Here is a 16,421-nt window from a genome sequence, read left to right on the forward strand (position 1 = left end):
TAACCCCGAAAAAAATGGCCAAGCTAAAAAATACAAACAAAGGTATAAGAACAAAGTCCTAAAAAGCGACTAAACTCTTAGCAAAAGTCTGAGAAAAACATACAGAAATTATCATTAATGTGAATGTAAACAATTAAAGGTGAATGCCATCTTAATTTCTTTGTTTAATCAATGCCTTAATTATTGCATCTTTCATTCGTCTGGGTAAACTTTTGGTTTTAAGTTTTAATGTAGAAAGAAGATCAAGATAAATTTTTTCATTCAATGTTCCTGGTTTTGTCCTAGTAATAAAATAATGCCATAATTTATAAAGACTATAATCCATCACTGCATTATTCTTTACTGCTTTAATAAATTTTCGTAGAAACTTAGGATAATCTTGTCCTTGAATATCAGAATAAAGAAAAACTGATAGAAATTTTTCAATATCAGTACCAGTTATTGATTTACCATTATTGTCATTAATAATTTTGTTTAAAACAACTGGAGCAATTTTAATTGAGGCAAGATGATTTGACATACCAAGTTGAACATGGAATGGAATATTTCTTAAAAATAATTTTAAATTGTATCCTTTAGGAATGTTAGGCGGCAATGTTTTAAACTTTTTATAATACACTATCATCACAAATTGGTAAAGTAGAATAAAAATGAGTGTATTTTTAACAATATCTTCATAGGTATTTTTCTTTAATTGTAAATCCTCAACACCTTCCGAATTTCTTAAAATTTTAGCCATTAATACCAACATTAATTCAAGTGTTTTACGCTGTTCCTTTTTAAGAATTGTTTCTGGATTTGGTAAGTGCTCTAAAAACTTATCAGTTTGTTTTTCAAGTTGAGTTTCTGAAGGGCGGCTACTTTTAATTTTTTCAATTGATACATTTTTAATTATAGGTTTATCTGCATTAAAGTGAGTGTCAATGTTGACCTTTTTAAGAACAACTTGATACGGTTCAAATTCTTTAATAAATCTTTGATGGATTTCATTTAGTAATTTCTTATTGCTACGAACCAAGCCAGTATAATAATCAATTTCAGTTACATAATTGTGGAATCTATCTTCATTTAAAATATATTCTTTAAACTCATCATTGTAGACCATTCTTTTGGCAAGGAAAAAATGAAAAAAGCATGAATAGCGAAATTTTACACTATTTTGAAATTTTATAAAAATTCGTCTGTTCAAAAAATAATTGACCAATTTCTGAGAATCGAATCCAAATTTTTGAGAATCGAATTCAAATCCAACTTCTTTTTTAAAATAATCCTCAACAATTTTTACGAGCTCACTATATGGAAGGGCATAATTATCAAGCTTTTTTTCAAGCATTTTAGAAGCTATATGAGCCAGAAGCATAAATTTATTCTTTATATCAAATCTTTCTCTGTAATATTCTTCCCCATGGATTTTTTCTAAAACTATTTCAAGAAAAATGTCAAGTAAAGTTGCATTATTTATTGGCTTTCGATCTTTGTTTTCCATACTCCAAAGGAATAAGCTAACAGACATGGCTGTTCTCGGCAAGGCAAAGGATTTGAAATTGTCAACAATTTTTTCTAATCTTTTATCTATATCAACTGTATCATTATCATTAGCAGGTACCCATTTACTTATCAATTTTTTTATTTGTCTTGTGTGTAGATTTTCAACGAAATAAATATCAAAATCGAAATTAGGTAAGTCAAAATTAGATGGAATTACACCTGCTATATCCGAAAGTCCTGTTGCAATCAATTTTATTTTTTTATTTTTCGTTTTTTCTTTATACTTTGCTGAGAAGGCACTTAGCTTTTTTAATTGATGCCTAAATTCTTTATAATCCCATTGAATATTATCTACTAGCAGAACAATATCCCTGTTTTCTAACATCACTTTTAAGTCATCAGATCCACAGGATAAATAACTCTTGATGCAACTTTCAATTTCTCTATTTCCAATTTCCAAAAAATCTAAATAAACAGGCACTGCTTTTTTGAATTCAAATCTTTCAATATACTCATAAATTAATCGGAATAATAACATTGTCTTTCCACACTCTTTTGTGCCAAACAAAAGAATGTCATTTTCAATGTTCGTTACTTCTTGAAGTGTGAGACTATTACCATCAATTACTTCATCTTGTTTTTCTCCAATAAAATTCTGCGTAAGATTTGGAAGAACAAAACCATCTTTTATGTTCTTTGGTCCAAAATCTACACTTCGTGAAATTAAGTGTTCATTCATTTCCTCGCACCTAACTTCAGTTATCACTTTTAAATGTTCTTGAGCACTTTTTATTTGTTTTAATCTTCCATGTTGTGGAATTTCAAAAGTCAATACTCCCTCATCACCTAAATCAGTATTAAGAACAAATTTTTTATTTGGATGATTATATCTTTTGTATGTACATGTAACTGTTTTTGCCTCGTATTTATAATCTACTAATGTAAATCCGTTACTATATCTTCTGCTATCTTTTCTTATATCTGTCAAAGCTCCCGGTGCAACATTTACAAATAATGAACTTGCATAATCGGTTTGAACGATTGTATCACCTTCATGAACATGCCCAATAAACATTAAATCATAGTCTTTATGGAGGTGTTTATGAATTATATTTCTTTCAACTTCACTAATCCAATCGTAAGGATGGTGAATTAACGCAATTTTTATTTCACAATCCTTGATATAATTATGTGCATTTGCAACCTGCATATCCCCCACAATAATTAATCCATTATCTTTTTTACTATCAAAACATCTCCAGCTAGAGTTTATACATGATACTCCGATTTTTTTTTCATTAATTGTCAATTTAAAATTTGAATCAAAACATGAAAGTTGACAATCTGGAATATCTTTATATAAATTACTTTCAAACTCCTTAAATGCTCTCATTCTTTCAAAACCTCTGTAATCTCCAGCTTTTCCTTTTTTTATAAAACTGTTTATAATATCCGGGGTTGTGAAATAAGTTTTTAATCCAATATCTTCCCATTCCGTTTCAGCATCTTTTTTTAAATCATGATTTCCTGGTATAATTAGGAAGCGTTCAATTGGTAAGCTCAAACCATTTGTTATAGGAATAATAATATGCTTTTTAAATTCTTTAAATGCTTCTGATATTGATTTAAAATCCTCACCACCCCTGTTTATTAAGTCTCCAGTTAGCATAATTAAATCAATAGGAGCTTCTTTATTGATATTTTGTAATTCATTAAAGAGCGAATCTTTTATAAAGTAATTCCAATCATCTAAATTTTTTTTGTTTAGGTGAAAATCAGAAAAATGAATTATTCTAATCATAAGAGTTCAATTTAGAAATAGCTCGTAAAAATTCATTTTAAAAAGGCCGCACAAATATACGATAATATTAGCACAACTTAACCTAATATATCCTAGAGTATCCCGACTTATTGCAATATAAAATTTAACCGATGCAAAACCCGATTTAAAGACTGCAAAGATCATTTATAAACATCAATTCATGCACCGCAAAACACGATTTACATATTCATTAAATAGCTTTTAATATAAATTGAAATACAGCCACTGCTGCAGGCACATCATTAAACAAATCGCTCATGCCCACCTTAATCCCAAATTTGTTTAATCATGTGCCTGCTCCACCGAAAAAAAAGACCCTCAAAAAAACTTTTTCTAAGAGGTAGTGCTAATACAAGATTGTAGTAGTGCAATATTAATTTTCAATCCTCTCTTCGTGGACACTGAAGGAGTGAAATTTTCCTTTTACAGTTGCTAACAGCGGTCATAATTAATGGCGGGTGACGGGAAAATATGTACCTTTGTGTTTTCAATAATCGTTAGGTTTCGGGGACGGGGACGTGATTCTTGTTCCGCCACTAATCATGCCCGCGGTCCGTTATAAACAATAGTCTGCAAATATCCCCAAACATAGAAAAAAAATCTCATATCCCCGAACATTTCATACTTTTCAAACCAAGAGATGTGAGAAAGATTCCTTAACGCTTTTAATAAAAACACTATTTTTCCCTACCTTTGCCAAAATTCCGCTTCATGTCAATGCAAAAAAGACTGATCTTAGACAGTGATCTTTTAGATATCACCATCAGCAGGTTGTGCCAGCAACTGATTGAAAACCATGATGATTTTTCCGGGTCGGTTATACTGGGGCTTCAACCGAGGGGAGTATTCCTTGCTGATAGAATTAAACAAAAGCTTCAGGATTTTCAAAAAGAGGTACTTACAGGTTATTTAGATGCTACATTTCACAGAGATGATTTCAGGCGCAGAGATAATCCTATCAAAGCCAAAGCAACCGATGTGCCTTTTTTATTGGAAGATAAGAAGGTAATATTGGTAGATGATGTCTTATTTACAGGCCGTACCGTTCGTGCTGCGTTAGATGCTATGTTGGCCTTCGGAAGGCCTGGGATAGTAGAGCTTTTAATTCTTATTAACAGAAAATACAGCCGCGATTTTCCTATAGAGCCTAATTATATAGGCAAAAGTGTAAATACCATACAATCACAACACGTGCATGTAGAGTGGAAAGAACAAGGAGCAAAGGAGGATAGTATCTGGTTGGTTACAAAAGAAATTGCCAGTTGACCCCGAGTACTCGGGGCCTGCTGCTTACTGATTTAAATGACCAATGACTAATAATAAACACAAACTCAGCACAAAGCACCTGCTTGGTATAAAAGGCCTGAAAAGAAGTGACATTGAGCTAATTTTTGAAACTGCTGATAATTTTAAGAAAGTTCTTAACAGGCCTATTAAAAAAGTTCCATCACTCAGGGATATTACTATAGCCAATATTTTTTTTGAAAGTTCAACCCGTACCCGCATTTCTTTTGAACTGGCTGAAAAACGTCTTTCAGCAGATATTGTCAACTTTTCCTCCTCGGCAAGTTCAGTAAAAAAGGGGGAAACCTTGCTGGATACGGTCAACAATATTTTGGCAATGAAGGTAGATATGATCGTTATGCGCCATTCCAGCCCCGGTTCACCCCATTTTCTTGCCAAACATATTGACGCAAAGGTCATAAATGCAGGTGACGGAACCCATGAACACCCAACCCAGGCATTGCTTGACACCTATTCTATCCGGGAAAAACACGGTGAAGTTGCCGGCAAAAAGGTGGTAATTATTGGTGATATATTACATTCAAGGGTGGCGCTGTCAAATATTTTTGCATTGCAGAAATTGGATGCAGAGGTAATGGTTTGCGGGCCTAATACATTACTGCCAAAATATATAAGCCAGTTGGGTGTGAAAGTGGAATTAGATCTGAAAAAAGCGCTCCAATGGTGCCAGATCGCTAATGTACTGCGCATACAGCTTGAAAGACAAACAACAACACCTGCCTACGGTGGAGCTTCGGCATGCAGGTATTTCCCTTCACTCAGAGAGTATGCGCTCTATTATGGAATTAATAAGCAACTGCTTGACTCTTTAAACAAAGAGATCACTATTATGCACCCGGGACCGATCAACAGAGGAGTTGAGCTCAGCAGTGATGTTGCAGATTCAGACCATTCTATCATATTAGACCAGGTTGAAAATGGAGTGGCTATACGGATGGCCATATTGTATTTGCTGGCAGGGAGGATCTCTTGATTTACGATTTACGAATGATATGTTGTTTTTCTTTCAAAAAATATTTAGTTTTGAAAAAAATACTACTTATGAATACTATAGAAGTAAATATTAAAAGAAAAAGCAAAGAAGAAGTATTCTTTTTACGTTTCAAAAGTGATGAGAAGATAAATTTTGTTAAAAATTTTTTGAAATTCATGAGTTTCAAGAAAAAAACTAAAGTAATACAAAAAAATGAAGAAAAAAATAGATTATATAATTTGGATAATGTTGATAAAAATTATTCATCAAACAGCATGGATTTAATGAAATTACCTTTATATAAACGAAAAAAAATTCTTGAATACCAATCTAAAAAAGCCGCATCAATTTATAACAACAATAATGAATGGAAAGAATTATTAACTGGAGATTTCATTGAGTACAAATAAGAAAAATATACGTAGAGGAGAAATATGGCTGGTAGATTTTAATCCTGGCAAAGGCTTTGAAATAATAAAAAAAAGACCTGCCCTTGTTATTAGTTCCGATTCAATAGGAGTTTTACCTATAAAACTAGTTTCTCCTATAACACAATGGCAAAATTCCTTTACTAATAAATCGTGGTTAGTTAAAATTATTCCTGACAATCAGAATAATTTAGATAAGGCATCTGCAATTGATGCACTTCAATTAAGGGGTGTTGATAAATCAAGATTTATTAGTAAAATAGGCAAAATAGCTGTCTCAAAACTAAAAGAAGTAACAAGCGCTGTTGCATTAGTTATTGAATATTACTAACAAATTACTCTGCCAATTACTCATATATGAAATACAAAGTAAATCTTAACAGAACAGATGAAGGTTTTGCTATTTGGGTTTCCGGTTTACCGGGTTGTTGGTCACAAGGGCAAACAGAAAAGGAAGCCTTAGAGAATATTAAAGATGCAATTGAGGCATATATGGAGACTGTTGAGGAGTTAAGTAAGGATAAAGAGAGTCGTTATGTAGTAGCAGATCATGGCTAAGGTACTAGTGTAGCAACAAATTAATTTTAGTGCATTATAATCGTAAAATACCTTATCTCATTCTTTAATTGTTAAGATGGTTTTATGGTTATATGGTTTTATGGCTTAAAATCATCGGCAAAGACAAGGAAAACATATAACAATGACAATCAGTGAGCGATCAATTACCCACCCTTAAAACAGCCCAAAAGCTAGGCCTTTCAGGAGAAGAATTTAATAAGATCAAAAAAATATTAGGCCGAACCCCAAACTTCACGGAGATCAGCATTTTCTCAGTAATGTGGTCAGAACATTGCTCTTATAAAAACTCAATTGCCTGGCTCAAAAAATTACCCAAAGATTCACCGAGAATGCTCGTCAAAGCAGGTGAAGAAAATGCCGGGCTTGTGGATATCGGTGACGGGCTGGCTTGCAGCTTTAAAATTGAATCACACAATCACCCTTCCGCTATTGAGCCTTACCAGGGAGCAGCTACGGGGGTAGGCGGCATCAACAGAGATATTTTCACCATGGGGGCAAGGCCTGTTGCACAGCTCAATTCACTGCGTTTTGGAAACATAAAAGATGAAAAAACCAAATGGCTGGTCAGAGGTGTTGTAAAAGGTATTGGTGATTACGGCAATGCTTTTGGGATCCCTACTGTAGGTGGTGAACTGTATTTTGATGAATGTTACGATACAAATCCATTGGTAAATGCTTTTTCTGCCGGTATCGTTGAAATTAATAAAGTTGCATCAGCGACTTCATACGGAGTTGGAAACCCGGTTTTTATAGTCGGATCTGCTACGGGCAAGGACGGTATTCACGGAGCCACATTTGCCTCTGAAGATATTACTGAAGCGTCTTCAGAAAAGCTGCCTGCCGTACAGGTTGGCGACCCGTTTCAGGAGAAACTGTTATTGGAAGCAACACTTGAAGTTATTCAAACAGGTAACATAATCGGCATCCAGGATATGGGAGCGGCAGGCATTACCTGCTCCACTTCTGAAATGAGCGCCAAAGGCGGGCATGGAATGGAAATATGGCTTGATAAAGTGCCTGTCAGGCAGGCAGATATGAAGCCGTTTGAGATATTACTTTCAGAATCACAGGAAAGGATGCTGATCGTTATCAAAAAAGGAAAAGAAGATAAGATAAGGTCAATATTTGAAAAATGGGACCTGAATTGCGAACAAATAGGCGTTGTTACCGGCTCAAAGCGCCTGAAGTATTTTATGGATGGCAGGTTAGTCGCTGATGTTCCTGCGCATGACCTGGTTTTAGGTGGAGGAGCCCCGGTTTATCACCGTGATTGTAAAGAACCTGATTATTTCACCGAGTTTAAAAAATTCAAAATTGAGGATATTGAAGAACCTGCTGACTATAAAAAAGTTGCGAAGTTCTTACTAACGCACCCAAACATCGCCTCAAGAGCGTGGGTTTACGAGCAGTACGATTCAATGGTCGGCACAAATAATACAAGCACAAACGCCCCGGCTGATGCAGCAGTAGTCAGGATCAAGGGCACCGGTAAGGCAATCGTCATCACGGTTGATTGTAATGCAAGGTATGTGAAGGCAGATCCTGAAAAAGGCTGTGCCATAGCGGTAGCTGAAGCTGCGCGAAACATCGTTTGTTCAGGTGGAGAGCCGGTTGCTATCACCAACTGCCTGAATTTTGGTAACCCATACAATCCTGAGGTCTATTGGCAATTTACGGGTGTAATAAAAGGGATGAAAAAAGCGTGTGAAAAATTCGGGACGCCCGTTACCGGGGGGAATGTAAGCTTTTACAACCAGTCAGAAAATGGGGCTGTATTTCCTACTCCTGTAATCGGGACGCTTGGTTTGCTTGAAAATGTAGAAAAAAAAATGACCATGGATTTTAAACAAGCCGGTGATCTGATTTACCTGCTGGGAAAATCTCAAAATTGTATCTGCTGCTCTGAATATCTTCATTCATATTGTAAAGAAGTAGCCTCCCCCGCTCCTCACTTTGATTTGGATGAAGAATATAAGGTTCAAAATACGGTGTTAGGCCTGATAAAAAATCATCTTATCCAATCTGCGCATGACGTTTCTGATGGTGGCCTCTACATTACATTGGTTGAATCTGCAATGCATAACAATTTAGGTTTTGATATAGTTACTGATGAAAACATTAGAAAAGATGCTTTTTTGTTTGGTGAAAGCCAGAGCAGGGTTGTTGTTTCTGTTTCGCCCGGAATGGAAGATGAGTTTTTATCCTGTTTGAGTAAATTCAAGACATCATACAGTAAACCTGGAAAAGTGATCTCTGAAAACTGTATCATTGATGGGGAAAACTTTCATACGATCACAGAAGCGAAAACGCTGTATGAAAATGTGCTGCCGGGTTATTTTGATTAGAAATTTATTAAAAATCTCAAAACACTATGAATAAACGTAATACGATAAAATTAACATCAGATATTATTCCTGCAGAAGCAATACACCCTGGAGAAGATATATTAGATGAAATTGAGTATAGAAAAATTAAACCTGAAGAACTTGCAAAAAAAATGGATATTGCTGCATCAGTATTAAATCAGATTATTAAAGGGGAAAAAAATATAACGCCAGATATTGCAATTAGGTTAGAAAAGGCATTGAAAATAGATGCAGCATTCTGGATGAGGCTGCAGGTTCATTACGAAATTAACACCATACGCATTAAATACCGCAAAATGCTCAACAATAATAATATAAACGCATCTAAAAGAAAATCCATTCAAAGGGCAATTGTATCTAATTAAATCATATCTTATTTGAAAGTTTCTAATCGTCTCATTTTTAAATATTTCTTAAATGATCTTATAATTCTTATATTCAAAAGGCCTGAATCCTGTTCCCTGTTCAATTAACCAAAGTATTTTTTCCACTACGCTAAATTTCTTCTTATCAATGTTGTATTGAAATTCCCAATCGGCTTTGTCAATTCTTTCCTGCATCACCTTTGGATGCGTACCGGAAAATCTACTGAGCGCATCGATCACAGAATAATCATATTGATTGACATCAGGAATGTTTTTTTTCATCCATTCGTCATCATGCCAGAGCTTGTGGAAATATCTCTGTTTATCCTGCTGTGTTTTGGGATGTTTTACCCATCCATAATGATATATTTCACACGGAATATGTTTTACATTCAATTTTCTCCTTTTTTTTCTAAATCCTTGCGCATCTCTATAAGAATATATGGCTTTGTCATTTTTGATAACTCTCACCTCTCTTCTGTACCATCTTCTGGAGACGCCAATATAATTATAGGAACCGTAAAAATGTTTATAATCAAATAACAACCCTTCAACATCTTCTTCATGATGATATTTTTCCATTTGCTCCTTTAGTTTGGATAGAAATTTTTCATGCAGCACTTCATCAGCTTGGATATAAAAACCCCAATCGCCTGATATATGATCAAGGGCAATATTTGTCTGCTGAGCAAGAATTAACCCTTCTTCCCTTAAATTCTCATCCCAGGTTGTATCAACTATCTTTATTTTTGAATTATCGAGGTTGACTATCTTTTCACGTGTTTCATCTTCACTATTACCAACTACTACAATGAACTCATCACAAACAGGCAAAACAGACTGAATCGCTTCAATAAACGGATAGTCATATTTAACGCCATTTCTAACTATTGTAAAACCACTGATCTTCATTTAGCATAAGCTTTTACGTATTTCAGGAATTTAGCATGTGCTGAAATGGTACAAATTACCAATCCATAAAATCCATCCAAAAAACCCAATTTAAAAAAATAATCCCTGATAAATTTCACGATGGGATTAAAAATGATTTTAAATAAATTTGATTTTAACCCCTTTTTTAATAAAGCATCCGAAGATATATCTGTAAACTTATTAACCTGTGTAATATGCTCTTTGATACTATAAAATGAGTAATGTAACAGGTCACCTTTCAAATTTGATGTAACGCTGCCTTCAACCATTTCAAACTTATCATGCGGGTTGATGCCCCCCCATCTACCTTTAGCGCTATCCCAGAGCCGGAGCTTTCTATCCGGATACCAGCCGCAATGCCGGATCCATTTTCCGCAGTAATTTGTGAGCCTGTTTATATAATAACCATCATATTGCCAATCTGCTTTTACTTCTAAAATTAACTTTTTTAATTTTTCGGACAGCGCCTCATCGGCATCCAGGGATAGGATATGGGGGTATTGTGCCTGGATAATGGCATAATTTTTTTGCTCTATATGCCCTTCAAATTTGTGTTGAACAAACCTAACCCCTTTGGCCTTACAAATTTTCCCGGTTTTATCAGTAGAAAAGGAATCTACAACAACAATATCATCAGCAATGCCTTCAAGCGAATCAAGGCATCGCCCGATATTTCGTTCTTCATTATATGTAATAATTACTGCAGAAATGTTTGTCATTTTTATTGTATTGGAAATTGGCTATGTTCTAAATAATACATGATTCAATGGTATGTTGTTTCTGGTTTCTGGTCACTGGTTTCTGGTTTCATTTATTTGTTCATACTGCGTTGTATTGCCTGAATGAACAGGTTGAGCTTTTTACCCAATATTTCCAACTGCTCGTGTAGATCATCGTAGAACTCCCTGTTCTTTAATGAACCTGTTTCGAACAGCGTTTCCAAATGGTCAATCGTCTCATCATTTGAAGCAATGGAAAAAGTCAGAAACCGGATGTATTCCTGAACGTATCTTCTCCGCCCATACCCTTCCACAATGTTAGACCTAACCGATTTGGATGACCTGCGAATTTGGCTTCCTTCTTCGTACATTTCGTATTTAGGAAGTTCCGTCAATGTCATTTTGTGAATGGCAATACTGACTTTTCTTGCCCTTTCCCATATTTCAAGTTTCTTATAACTCATAATCTTTTATTTTAACCAGCAACCAGTGACCAGTGACCAGAAACCAGCAACCAGTGACCAGTGACCAGAAACCAGCAACAGGCATTATAATTAACCCATATTTCATATCTTTTTTAGAACAGAGCGAATGGAATCAATATTCACATCTATCTTTCCCCCTCTTTTAAGTTACTCAAAGGTACTAAAATAAAGATCAGTGTAAAGTTCAATCCAAGCTGTGTATTCAGCGTGCCTTCAAATAAAAATGAAATGCTGATGATCAGGTAATGGGTAAGCAGTATCAGATTTTTATAATTATACTGGTAAATCAATGGGTAATAAAAGCTGAACAAAAATATGCTCAACCCTATGATACCAAAGCCAACCAAATAACGTAAATATTGATTATGCGGCATAAGCCTTCTATGTTTTTTTATATATGGGAACTTTGCTATATATATTTTTGCCATTTCCCTTTTTATGTTTCCAATTCCTGTGCCTGTCAGTGGTTTCTTTTTTATTAATTCGAAAGCAGCTTTATAAGATACAATTCTTGAAGATACTGAATAGTCGCTTATAGTTGATTTATTTTCAATTTTGGCGAGATCTGTGACGGTATTTTGAAACTTATTTTGAAAAGTAGGTATGGCAAAATAACTTATTATTGGGGAAGATAACAAAATAAACAAGATGATAAAACAATTAGCCTTTTTTTTGATGATATAAAATAAAGTATAAGAAAAAGCAAGCGCATAAAATGCCAGCAGACCACTCCTGACCGCTAAAAAATGGAGAAAAATGAATAGCGTAATGAGCATAGTGCATAACGCATAACGTCCAACGCTCCGGGCTTTACTCTCTGAGTATAAAAAAACTCCCACAAATATTGCAAAGGCTACCATCAGACTATACCGCACATGGTTTACCGGTGTGGGCATTACCTTTGAACGGAGGTATGATTCGTTGATGAATGTAAAGTCGAAAAGATAATTGATAAAGGTACCTAATGATGTTAAGGCCATTAATAAGAAGAAGAAATAAAGTAGCAGGTAATATTGCCGCTTTTTGATGGCAGGTAATATGGCAAATGATAATGGCAATACTAAAAAGGTTAGATTTAATGTTATTTTTTCCCAAAAATAGCCGTAGTTAACAGAGTCGGTATAGAAAAAAGTGACCAGGTGAAGGAAAAAAATGATAGTTAAAAAAAGAAAACCCTTTTGCTGCAACAGGTAACTTAATGCAGGACGCAATAGTTTGGTGTACGGACTTCCGCTATGCGCTCCCGGGTTACTCGTGACGCCGTATGCTATTGCTGTAACGAACAGGCATATAATACCTATGCTGGATAATGCACGGAAGAATTTGATAGAAAACAAACCGGTAATGATCATCAAACAGCAAAAAAAGACTATATTTTGGAGGGAAATAATACCTTTAAGGGTTTTCATAATTATTAATAATTATTTGAGCTTTTTTAGCATCACTTTCTCTAATATTTAATCTTACAGTATTAAATATATCGTGGCCTGCTAATCCTGCAGCGCTTTGATCTAATATAAAGCATTTTATTCCTTCCGTTTCTAATAGTCCTTTTATGATATGTGAATCATTATAGGGTAAAGTTGCGATTGTGATTAGTTTATCAGAGTTTTCCATAATTAGTCAAAATTAAAGTTTTATTTTTTGTTAGGGCAAGTTTATTTCTTTTTACTTTTAATATGATCCCACGAAGCGACTATTATTTTTTCAAGTATTTCAAGATTAATGTCTTCTAATTTGTTGAGATACAGGCATACTTTTCCAGTGGTATGCTTACCTATATTTAGCAATAATTCCTGTTGCTTTTCAAATTTAGTCAGGACATATAAAACCAGTTTTTGTTTTCGAGGTGAAAAACCTAAGAGGGCAGCATCACCTTCATGGCCACTATCGTATTTGTAATGATAATCCCCAAATCCAATAATCGATGTCCCCCACATTTTTGGTTCTAGTTTTGTAACCCTCTTCATAATATCCAGAATTAAAAATGCGTCATTTCGTTTTTTCTTATTGGAGATAGCATTAATAAATTCATTAACACTTTCATTGGTTGGTTTTGTCTTTAATTCAGCCATGATAAATAGTTTTTAAATTTCTTCCAATGTGCCTAACGGTTCGCGCATATGATACGTTGCGGTTTATTTCATCGTACCTTTCTCCCGACACAAAGATAAATAAAAAGCACAAACACCTGATGTTATTACGTCAACCGCAATAAAATATATGCGCTGTTACCTACAGTAGCCCGCCTTTTCCGTCCGTTATCGGAACAAATAATTTCTATCTGTTACTCTTAAAATTAAAAAAAGGAGGAGAGATTTTTATTTGATTTTTTTTTCGTTTTTGCGGAAGGGCATGCACATGATTAAGCAAATTTTGGTTTGTGAATGGCTTTGAGCGATTTGCTTAATGATGTGACTGCGAAGTGGTGGCTCTTTATCTTCAACCCTTTTTTGTTTAACACAGTTTATTTAATAGATTCTTTTTTTATTTTATTAGAGAAAACTAATGTTTTATAAATTTCTTTTTTCATTATCTAATAATAATTGCTCATATTTATTCAATAGCTCTTCAGCCGTATCTTTTACAAAAATTATTTTAGAAGAAGTTCTATTTGGGGATTTAATAATTTTATCCTAAAATGCTATTTTGTCATAATGAATGTATCAATTATATAATAAAGGGGTATAATAATGAAAAAATGGCAGATATAAATGATATTTGTAACACTGGTATAAATATTGATAAGAATGCAATATTGCCTTGCTTCAATTTTTGTACGAGGGCGAAATTTATTAATCATAAAACATGAAAAAATGAGTAACCATAAAATTAAGTATTACCCAGTTGGTAATGGGGATATGAGCCTTATAACATTAAAGAGTAAAAAAACAATTCTTATTGATTGTAATATTCGTGAGAGTTCAAGTGATGAGATTGATGACCCAAAAGAAGTGAAAGAAGATTTATTAAATAGCATTCAAAAGCGAAATAATAAACCATTTATTGATGTTTTTGCTTTAACGCATCCCGATAAAGATCATTGTGGAGGATTTGATAAGAATTTTTACACAGGTGATCCCGATGATTACTCTGATGAAAATGAAGATAATGAAGAGATAATTATTGATGAATTGTGGGTAACAAGAAGAGTATTTAGGGATGATTTATCAAATGAAGCAAGTCCTATTAAAAATGAAGCAAATAGGAGAAAGAGATTATATCAGAATAACGATAGCAAAAAGAATAAGGCAGGAAACAGATTAAGAATTGTAGGACATGACGATAATGACGATAGGAAAGAAGTTCCCCACTATATACCTGGGGATGAAATTGATGAGATTAATAATGAAATACAAGAAGATTTTTCAGTATTCATACATGCACCATTTAAAAAGACATTAATTATAGAAGAAGCTGATAAAGACAATCCCGATAGAAATTCTACAAGTATAATCTTTCAAGCACGTTTTTTTGAAAATAAGGATGGAAAGGAAAAAAGTGATTTTATTTGTCGTGCTCTTTTTGGGGGCGATGCCGATCACTACAGGTGGAAAGAAGTTTTAAATAAAAGCAAGAAGAAAAATAATGAGGAATCATTGAAATGGGATATTTTTCTGGTACCTCACCATTGTTCTTGGACCTTTTTTAATGATACCCCATATACAGATGAAGAAGAAAATCAAACACCAAAGGATTATTCATTACAGTTTTTAGATTATAAGTTGCCAGAAGCTAAAGTAATTGCATCAAGTATTAAGATTAAAGATGAAAAACCTAATCCGCCACATCAACCAGCAAAAGATGAATATATAAAAAAAGTAGGTGAAAAAAATTTTTTAAATACTGCCACTAAACCTAATGAAAAGAAACCTAAACCTATTGAGTTTATTATTACAAAAAAAGGCTTTGCACTTTCACCATTAGGTAAGATTGGTTCTACCATTGTATCTGGCGGTGGTGCTGGTGCTGCTGGTACAGTTGTAAAAACTGGATGAAAATAACGTTATATAGTAATGATTATTCTGACTTTAAAGAGGGTTTAAACCCAGAGGTAGAAAGAAGTATTAAAATTTTAAAGAAGAAATTTAAGTTTTCTGTTTTACGATTATTAGCTTTTGATAAAGATAGAATTGCTATACCACTACAGCTACCTGTACAAAGACCGGTAGGAGGAACGGTTGATGGGATTGATATTCGCCCGAAAGAGGATATACTTTTAGTTATTAATAATAATTTATATCCTGTAGTTGCTCCCCGTGTTTATTCTGACCGAAAAGATTTCCCAATAAATGTTCTTTCTCATTTATATGTAAAGAGAGACAAAGATAAGCCCACTGCTTTATGTCTTGTAAGGGGTAATTTAAATGAATGGTATGCTGATAAGAGAATTATAGATATTATTCGCTTATCTGAAGAATGGTTTTTCAAAGCTGCCTGTGGAATATTAAATGAAGATGCGGAAGAATTTGACCCTGCACGGTTAGAAGGTTATAACGGTTATTTTATTTATAAGTATAATGACCTAAAGCCACTTGTAGCTGACAATGCAAGATTTATTCCCAGTTATGGTTTTGCGATACTCTTACAAAGCATTGCGAAGGAAAAAGTAAAAAATAAAAAACAGCAATGGGTATATAAAGTTTATAAACATATTCCTGCCCCATTGATAAAAAAAATCAATGACAATATAGTTGAGGAAGCAAATTCAGTACTTAGAAAGGATGGACTTAATGAGCGTGTTTTATTTGGACTTATAGTATGGGCAAACGATAGTAGGGTTATTGATAAATATTTTACAAGTTTACCACGAAATTATGGTGAACTTGAAAGATTTTGTAATAATATTGACATAGATTTATATCGGATTATTAAATTTTTTGGTCTAATAGACAAAAGGTGGTTGGTAAAATCACTTCAAAAATAGTAATATTATAAGTAATGTACAAAAAATGTGG

The 16,421-nt window shown here is 33.9% G+C and carries 16 protein-coding genes; 9 read left to right on the top strand and 7 right to left on the bottom strand.

Translation table 11 applies throughout. The annotated features are described in order from the left end of the window. Positions 1-151: 151 nt before the first annotated feature. Positions 152-3,289, bottom strand: coding sequence for a metallophosphoesterase (locus tag FVQ77_15375; protein MBW8051685.1), 3,138 nt, complete (start codon positions 3,287-3,289; stop codon positions 152-154). 738 nt (positions 3,290-4,027) lie between these two features. Between FVQ77_15375 and pyrR the strand changes: the two genes are divergently transcribed. From pyrR to FVQ77_15410, 7 genes are all read left to right on the top strand, one after another. Then, positions 4,028-4,576: a bifunctional pyr operon transcriptional regulator/uracil phosphoribosyltransferase PyrR gene (pyrR, locus tag FVQ77_15380; GenBank protein ID MBW8051686.1), complete on the top strand. Its 549-nt coding sequence runs from the start codon at positions 4,028-4,030 to the stop codon at positions 4,574-4,576. Positions 4,577-4,619: 43 nt separating this feature from the next. Then, on the top strand, positions 4,620-5,588 hold the full coding sequence (locus FVQ77_15385) for an aspartate carbamoyltransferase catalytic subunit (GenBank protein MBW8051687.1): 969 nt from the start codon (positions 4,620-4,622) through the stop codon (positions 5,586-5,588). A 68-nt stretch (positions 5,589-5,656) separates the two neighbouring features. Beyond that, positions 5,657-5,998, top strand: a complete 342-nt coding sequence (locus tag FVQ77_15390; protein ID MBW8051688.1) for a hypothetical protein — start codon at positions 5,657-5,659, stop codon at positions 5,996-5,998. After that, complete coding sequence (locus FVQ77_15395) at positions 5,985-6,347, top strand: type II toxin-antitoxin system PemK/MazF family toxin (GenBank protein MBW8051689.1); 363 nt, start codon at positions 5,985-5,987, stop codon at positions 6,345-6,347. Before FVQ77_15390 ends, FVQ77_15395 begins: the two co-directional genes overlap by 14 nt. 26 nt (positions 6,348-6,373) lie before the next feature. Beyond that, complete coding sequence (locus tag FVQ77_15400; protein MBW8051690.1) at positions 6,374-6,574, top strand: type II toxin-antitoxin system HicB family antitoxin; 201 nt, start codon at positions 6,374-6,376, stop codon at positions 6,572-6,574. Positions 6,575-6,726: 152 nt separating this feature from the next. After that, positions 6,727-8,940, top strand: a complete 2,214-nt coding sequence (gene purL, locus FVQ77_15405) for a phosphoribosylformylglycinamidine synthase subunit PurL (protein MBW8051691.1) — start codon at positions 6,727-6,729, stop codon at positions 8,938-8,940. Positions 8,941-8,966: 26 nt separating this feature from the next. Continuing rightward, positions 8,967-9,326 (top strand): HigA family addiction module antidote protein, encoded by a 360-nt coding sequence (locus FVQ77_15410; GenBank protein MBW8051692.1) that lies wholly within the window; start codon positions 8,967-8,969, stop codon positions 9,324-9,326. Between the two features lie 48 nt (positions 9,327-9,374). Here FVQ77_15410 and FVQ77_15415 read toward each other — a convergent pair whose 3' ends face one another. From FVQ77_15415 to FVQ77_15440, 6 genes are all read right to left on the bottom strand, one after another. Then, positions 9,375-10,238, bottom strand: a complete 864-nt coding sequence (locus tag FVQ77_15415; GenBank protein MBW8051693.1) for a glycosyltransferase — start codon at positions 10,236-10,238, stop codon at positions 9,375-9,377. Next, entirely contained in the window at positions 10,235-10,978 is a 744-nt protein-coding gene (locus FVQ77_15420) for a glycosyltransferase family 2 protein (protein ID MBW8051694.1), read from the bottom strand. The genes FVQ77_15415 and FVQ77_15420 overlap by 4 nt, the downstream gene beginning before the upstream one ends. Positions 10,979-11,070: 92 nt before the next feature. Beyond that, positions 11,071-11,442 carry a four helix bundle protein gene (locus tag FVQ77_15425; GenBank protein MBW8051695.1) on the bottom strand — a complete coding sequence of 124 codons (372 nt, stop codon included), beginning with the start codon at positions 11,440-11,442 and terminating at the stop codon, positions 11,071-11,073. A gap of 146 nt (positions 11,443-11,588) precedes the next feature. Next, the gene (locus FVQ77_15430; GenBank protein ID MBW8051696.1) at positions 11,589-12,872 is read right to left on the bottom strand and encodes an O-antigen ligase family protein; all 1,284 of its coding nucleotides are present in this window, start codon (positions 12,870-12,872) and stop codon (positions 11,589-11,591) included. Continuing rightward, positions 12,859-13,080: a DUF2007 domain-containing protein gene (locus FVQ77_15435; GenBank protein ID MBW8051697.1), complete on the bottom strand. Its 222-nt coding sequence runs from the start codon at positions 13,078-13,080 to the stop codon at positions 12,859-12,861. The genes FVQ77_15430 and FVQ77_15435 overlap by 14 nt, the downstream gene beginning before the upstream one ends. Positions 13,081-13,121: 41 nt before the next feature. After that, entirely contained in the window at positions 13,122-13,538 is a 417-nt protein-coding gene (locus FVQ77_15440) for a DUF1801 domain-containing protein (protein ID MBW8051698.1), read from the bottom strand. A 741-nt stretch (positions 13,539-14,279) separates the two neighbouring features. On the opposite strand from FVQ77_15440, the gene FVQ77_15445 reads away from it, so the two are divergent. Continuing rightward, positions 14,280-15,461, top strand: coding sequence for a cobyric acid synthase CobQ (locus FVQ77_15445; GenBank protein ID MBW8051699.1), 1,182 nt, complete (start codon positions 14,280-14,282; stop codon positions 15,459-15,461). Further along, complete coding sequence (locus FVQ77_15450) at positions 15,458-16,390, top strand: hypothetical protein (GenBank protein ID MBW8051700.1); 933 nt, start codon at positions 15,458-15,460, stop codon at positions 16,388-16,390. Before FVQ77_15445 ends, FVQ77_15450 begins: the two co-directional genes overlap by 4 nt. The last annotated feature ends 31 nt before the right edge of the window (positions 16,391-16,421 follow it).

Source organism: Cytophagales bacterium (genome assembly GCA_019456305.1).
Classification (GTDB): domain Bacteria; phylum Bacteroidota; class Bacteroidia; order Cytophagales; family VRUD01; genus VRUD01.

Excerpts from the sequence above, each read along its gene's own strand:
- FVQ77_15450 (MBW8051700.1), top strand. The coding sequence starts at position 15,458 with ATGAAAATAACGTTATATAGTAATGATTATTCTGACTTTAAAGAGGGT.
- FVQ77_15390 (MBW8051688.1), top strand. The coding sequence starts at position 5,657 with ATGAATACTATAGAAGTAAATATTAAAAGAAAAAGCAAAGAAGAAGTA.
- FVQ77_15400 (MBW8051690.1), top strand. The coding sequence starts at position 6,374 with ATGAAATACAAAGTAAATCTTAACAGAACAGATGAAGGTTTTGCTATT.
- FVQ77_15425 (MBW8051695.1), bottom strand. The coding sequence starts at position 11,442 with ATGAGTTATAAGAAACTTGAAATATGGGAAAGGGCAAGAAAAGTCAGT.
- FVQ77_15430 (MBW8051696.1), bottom strand. The coding sequence starts at position 12,872 with ATGAAAACCCTTAAAGGTATTATTTCCCTCCAAAATATAGTCTTTTTT.
- pyrR (MBW8051686.1), top strand. The coding sequence starts at position 4,028 with ATGCAAAAAAGACTGATCTTAGACAGTGATCTTTTAGATATCACCATC.
- FVQ77_15385 (MBW8051687.1), top strand. The coding sequence starts at position 4,620 with ATGACTAATAATAAACACAAACTCAGCACAAAGCACCTGCTTGGTATA.
- FVQ77_15445 (MBW8051699.1), top strand. The coding sequence starts at position 14,280 with ATGAGTAACCATAAAATTAAGTATTACCCAGTTGGTAATGGGGATATG.
- FVQ77_15415 (MBW8051693.1), bottom strand. The coding sequence starts at position 10,238 with ATGAAGATCAGTGGTTTTACAATAGTTAGAAATGGCGTTAAATATGAC.
- FVQ77_15435 (MBW8051697.1), bottom strand. The coding sequence starts at position 13,080 with ATGGAAAACTCTGATAAACTAATCACAATCGCAACTTTACCCTATAAT.
- FVQ77_15420 (MBW8051694.1), bottom strand. The coding sequence starts at position 10,978 with ATGACAAACATTTCTGCAGTAATTATTACATATAATGAAGAACGAAAT.
- FVQ77_15440 (MBW8051698.1), bottom strand. The coding sequence starts at position 13,538 with ATGGCTGAATTAAAGACAAAACCAACCAATGAAAGTGTTAATGAATTT.
- FVQ77_15410 (MBW8051692.1), top strand. The coding sequence starts at position 8,967 with ATGAATAAACGTAATACGATAAAATTAACATCAGATATTATTCCTGCA.
- FVQ77_15375 (MBW8051685.1), bottom strand. The coding sequence starts at position 3,289 with ATGATTAGAATAATTCATTTTTCTGATTTTCACCTAAACAAAAAAAAT.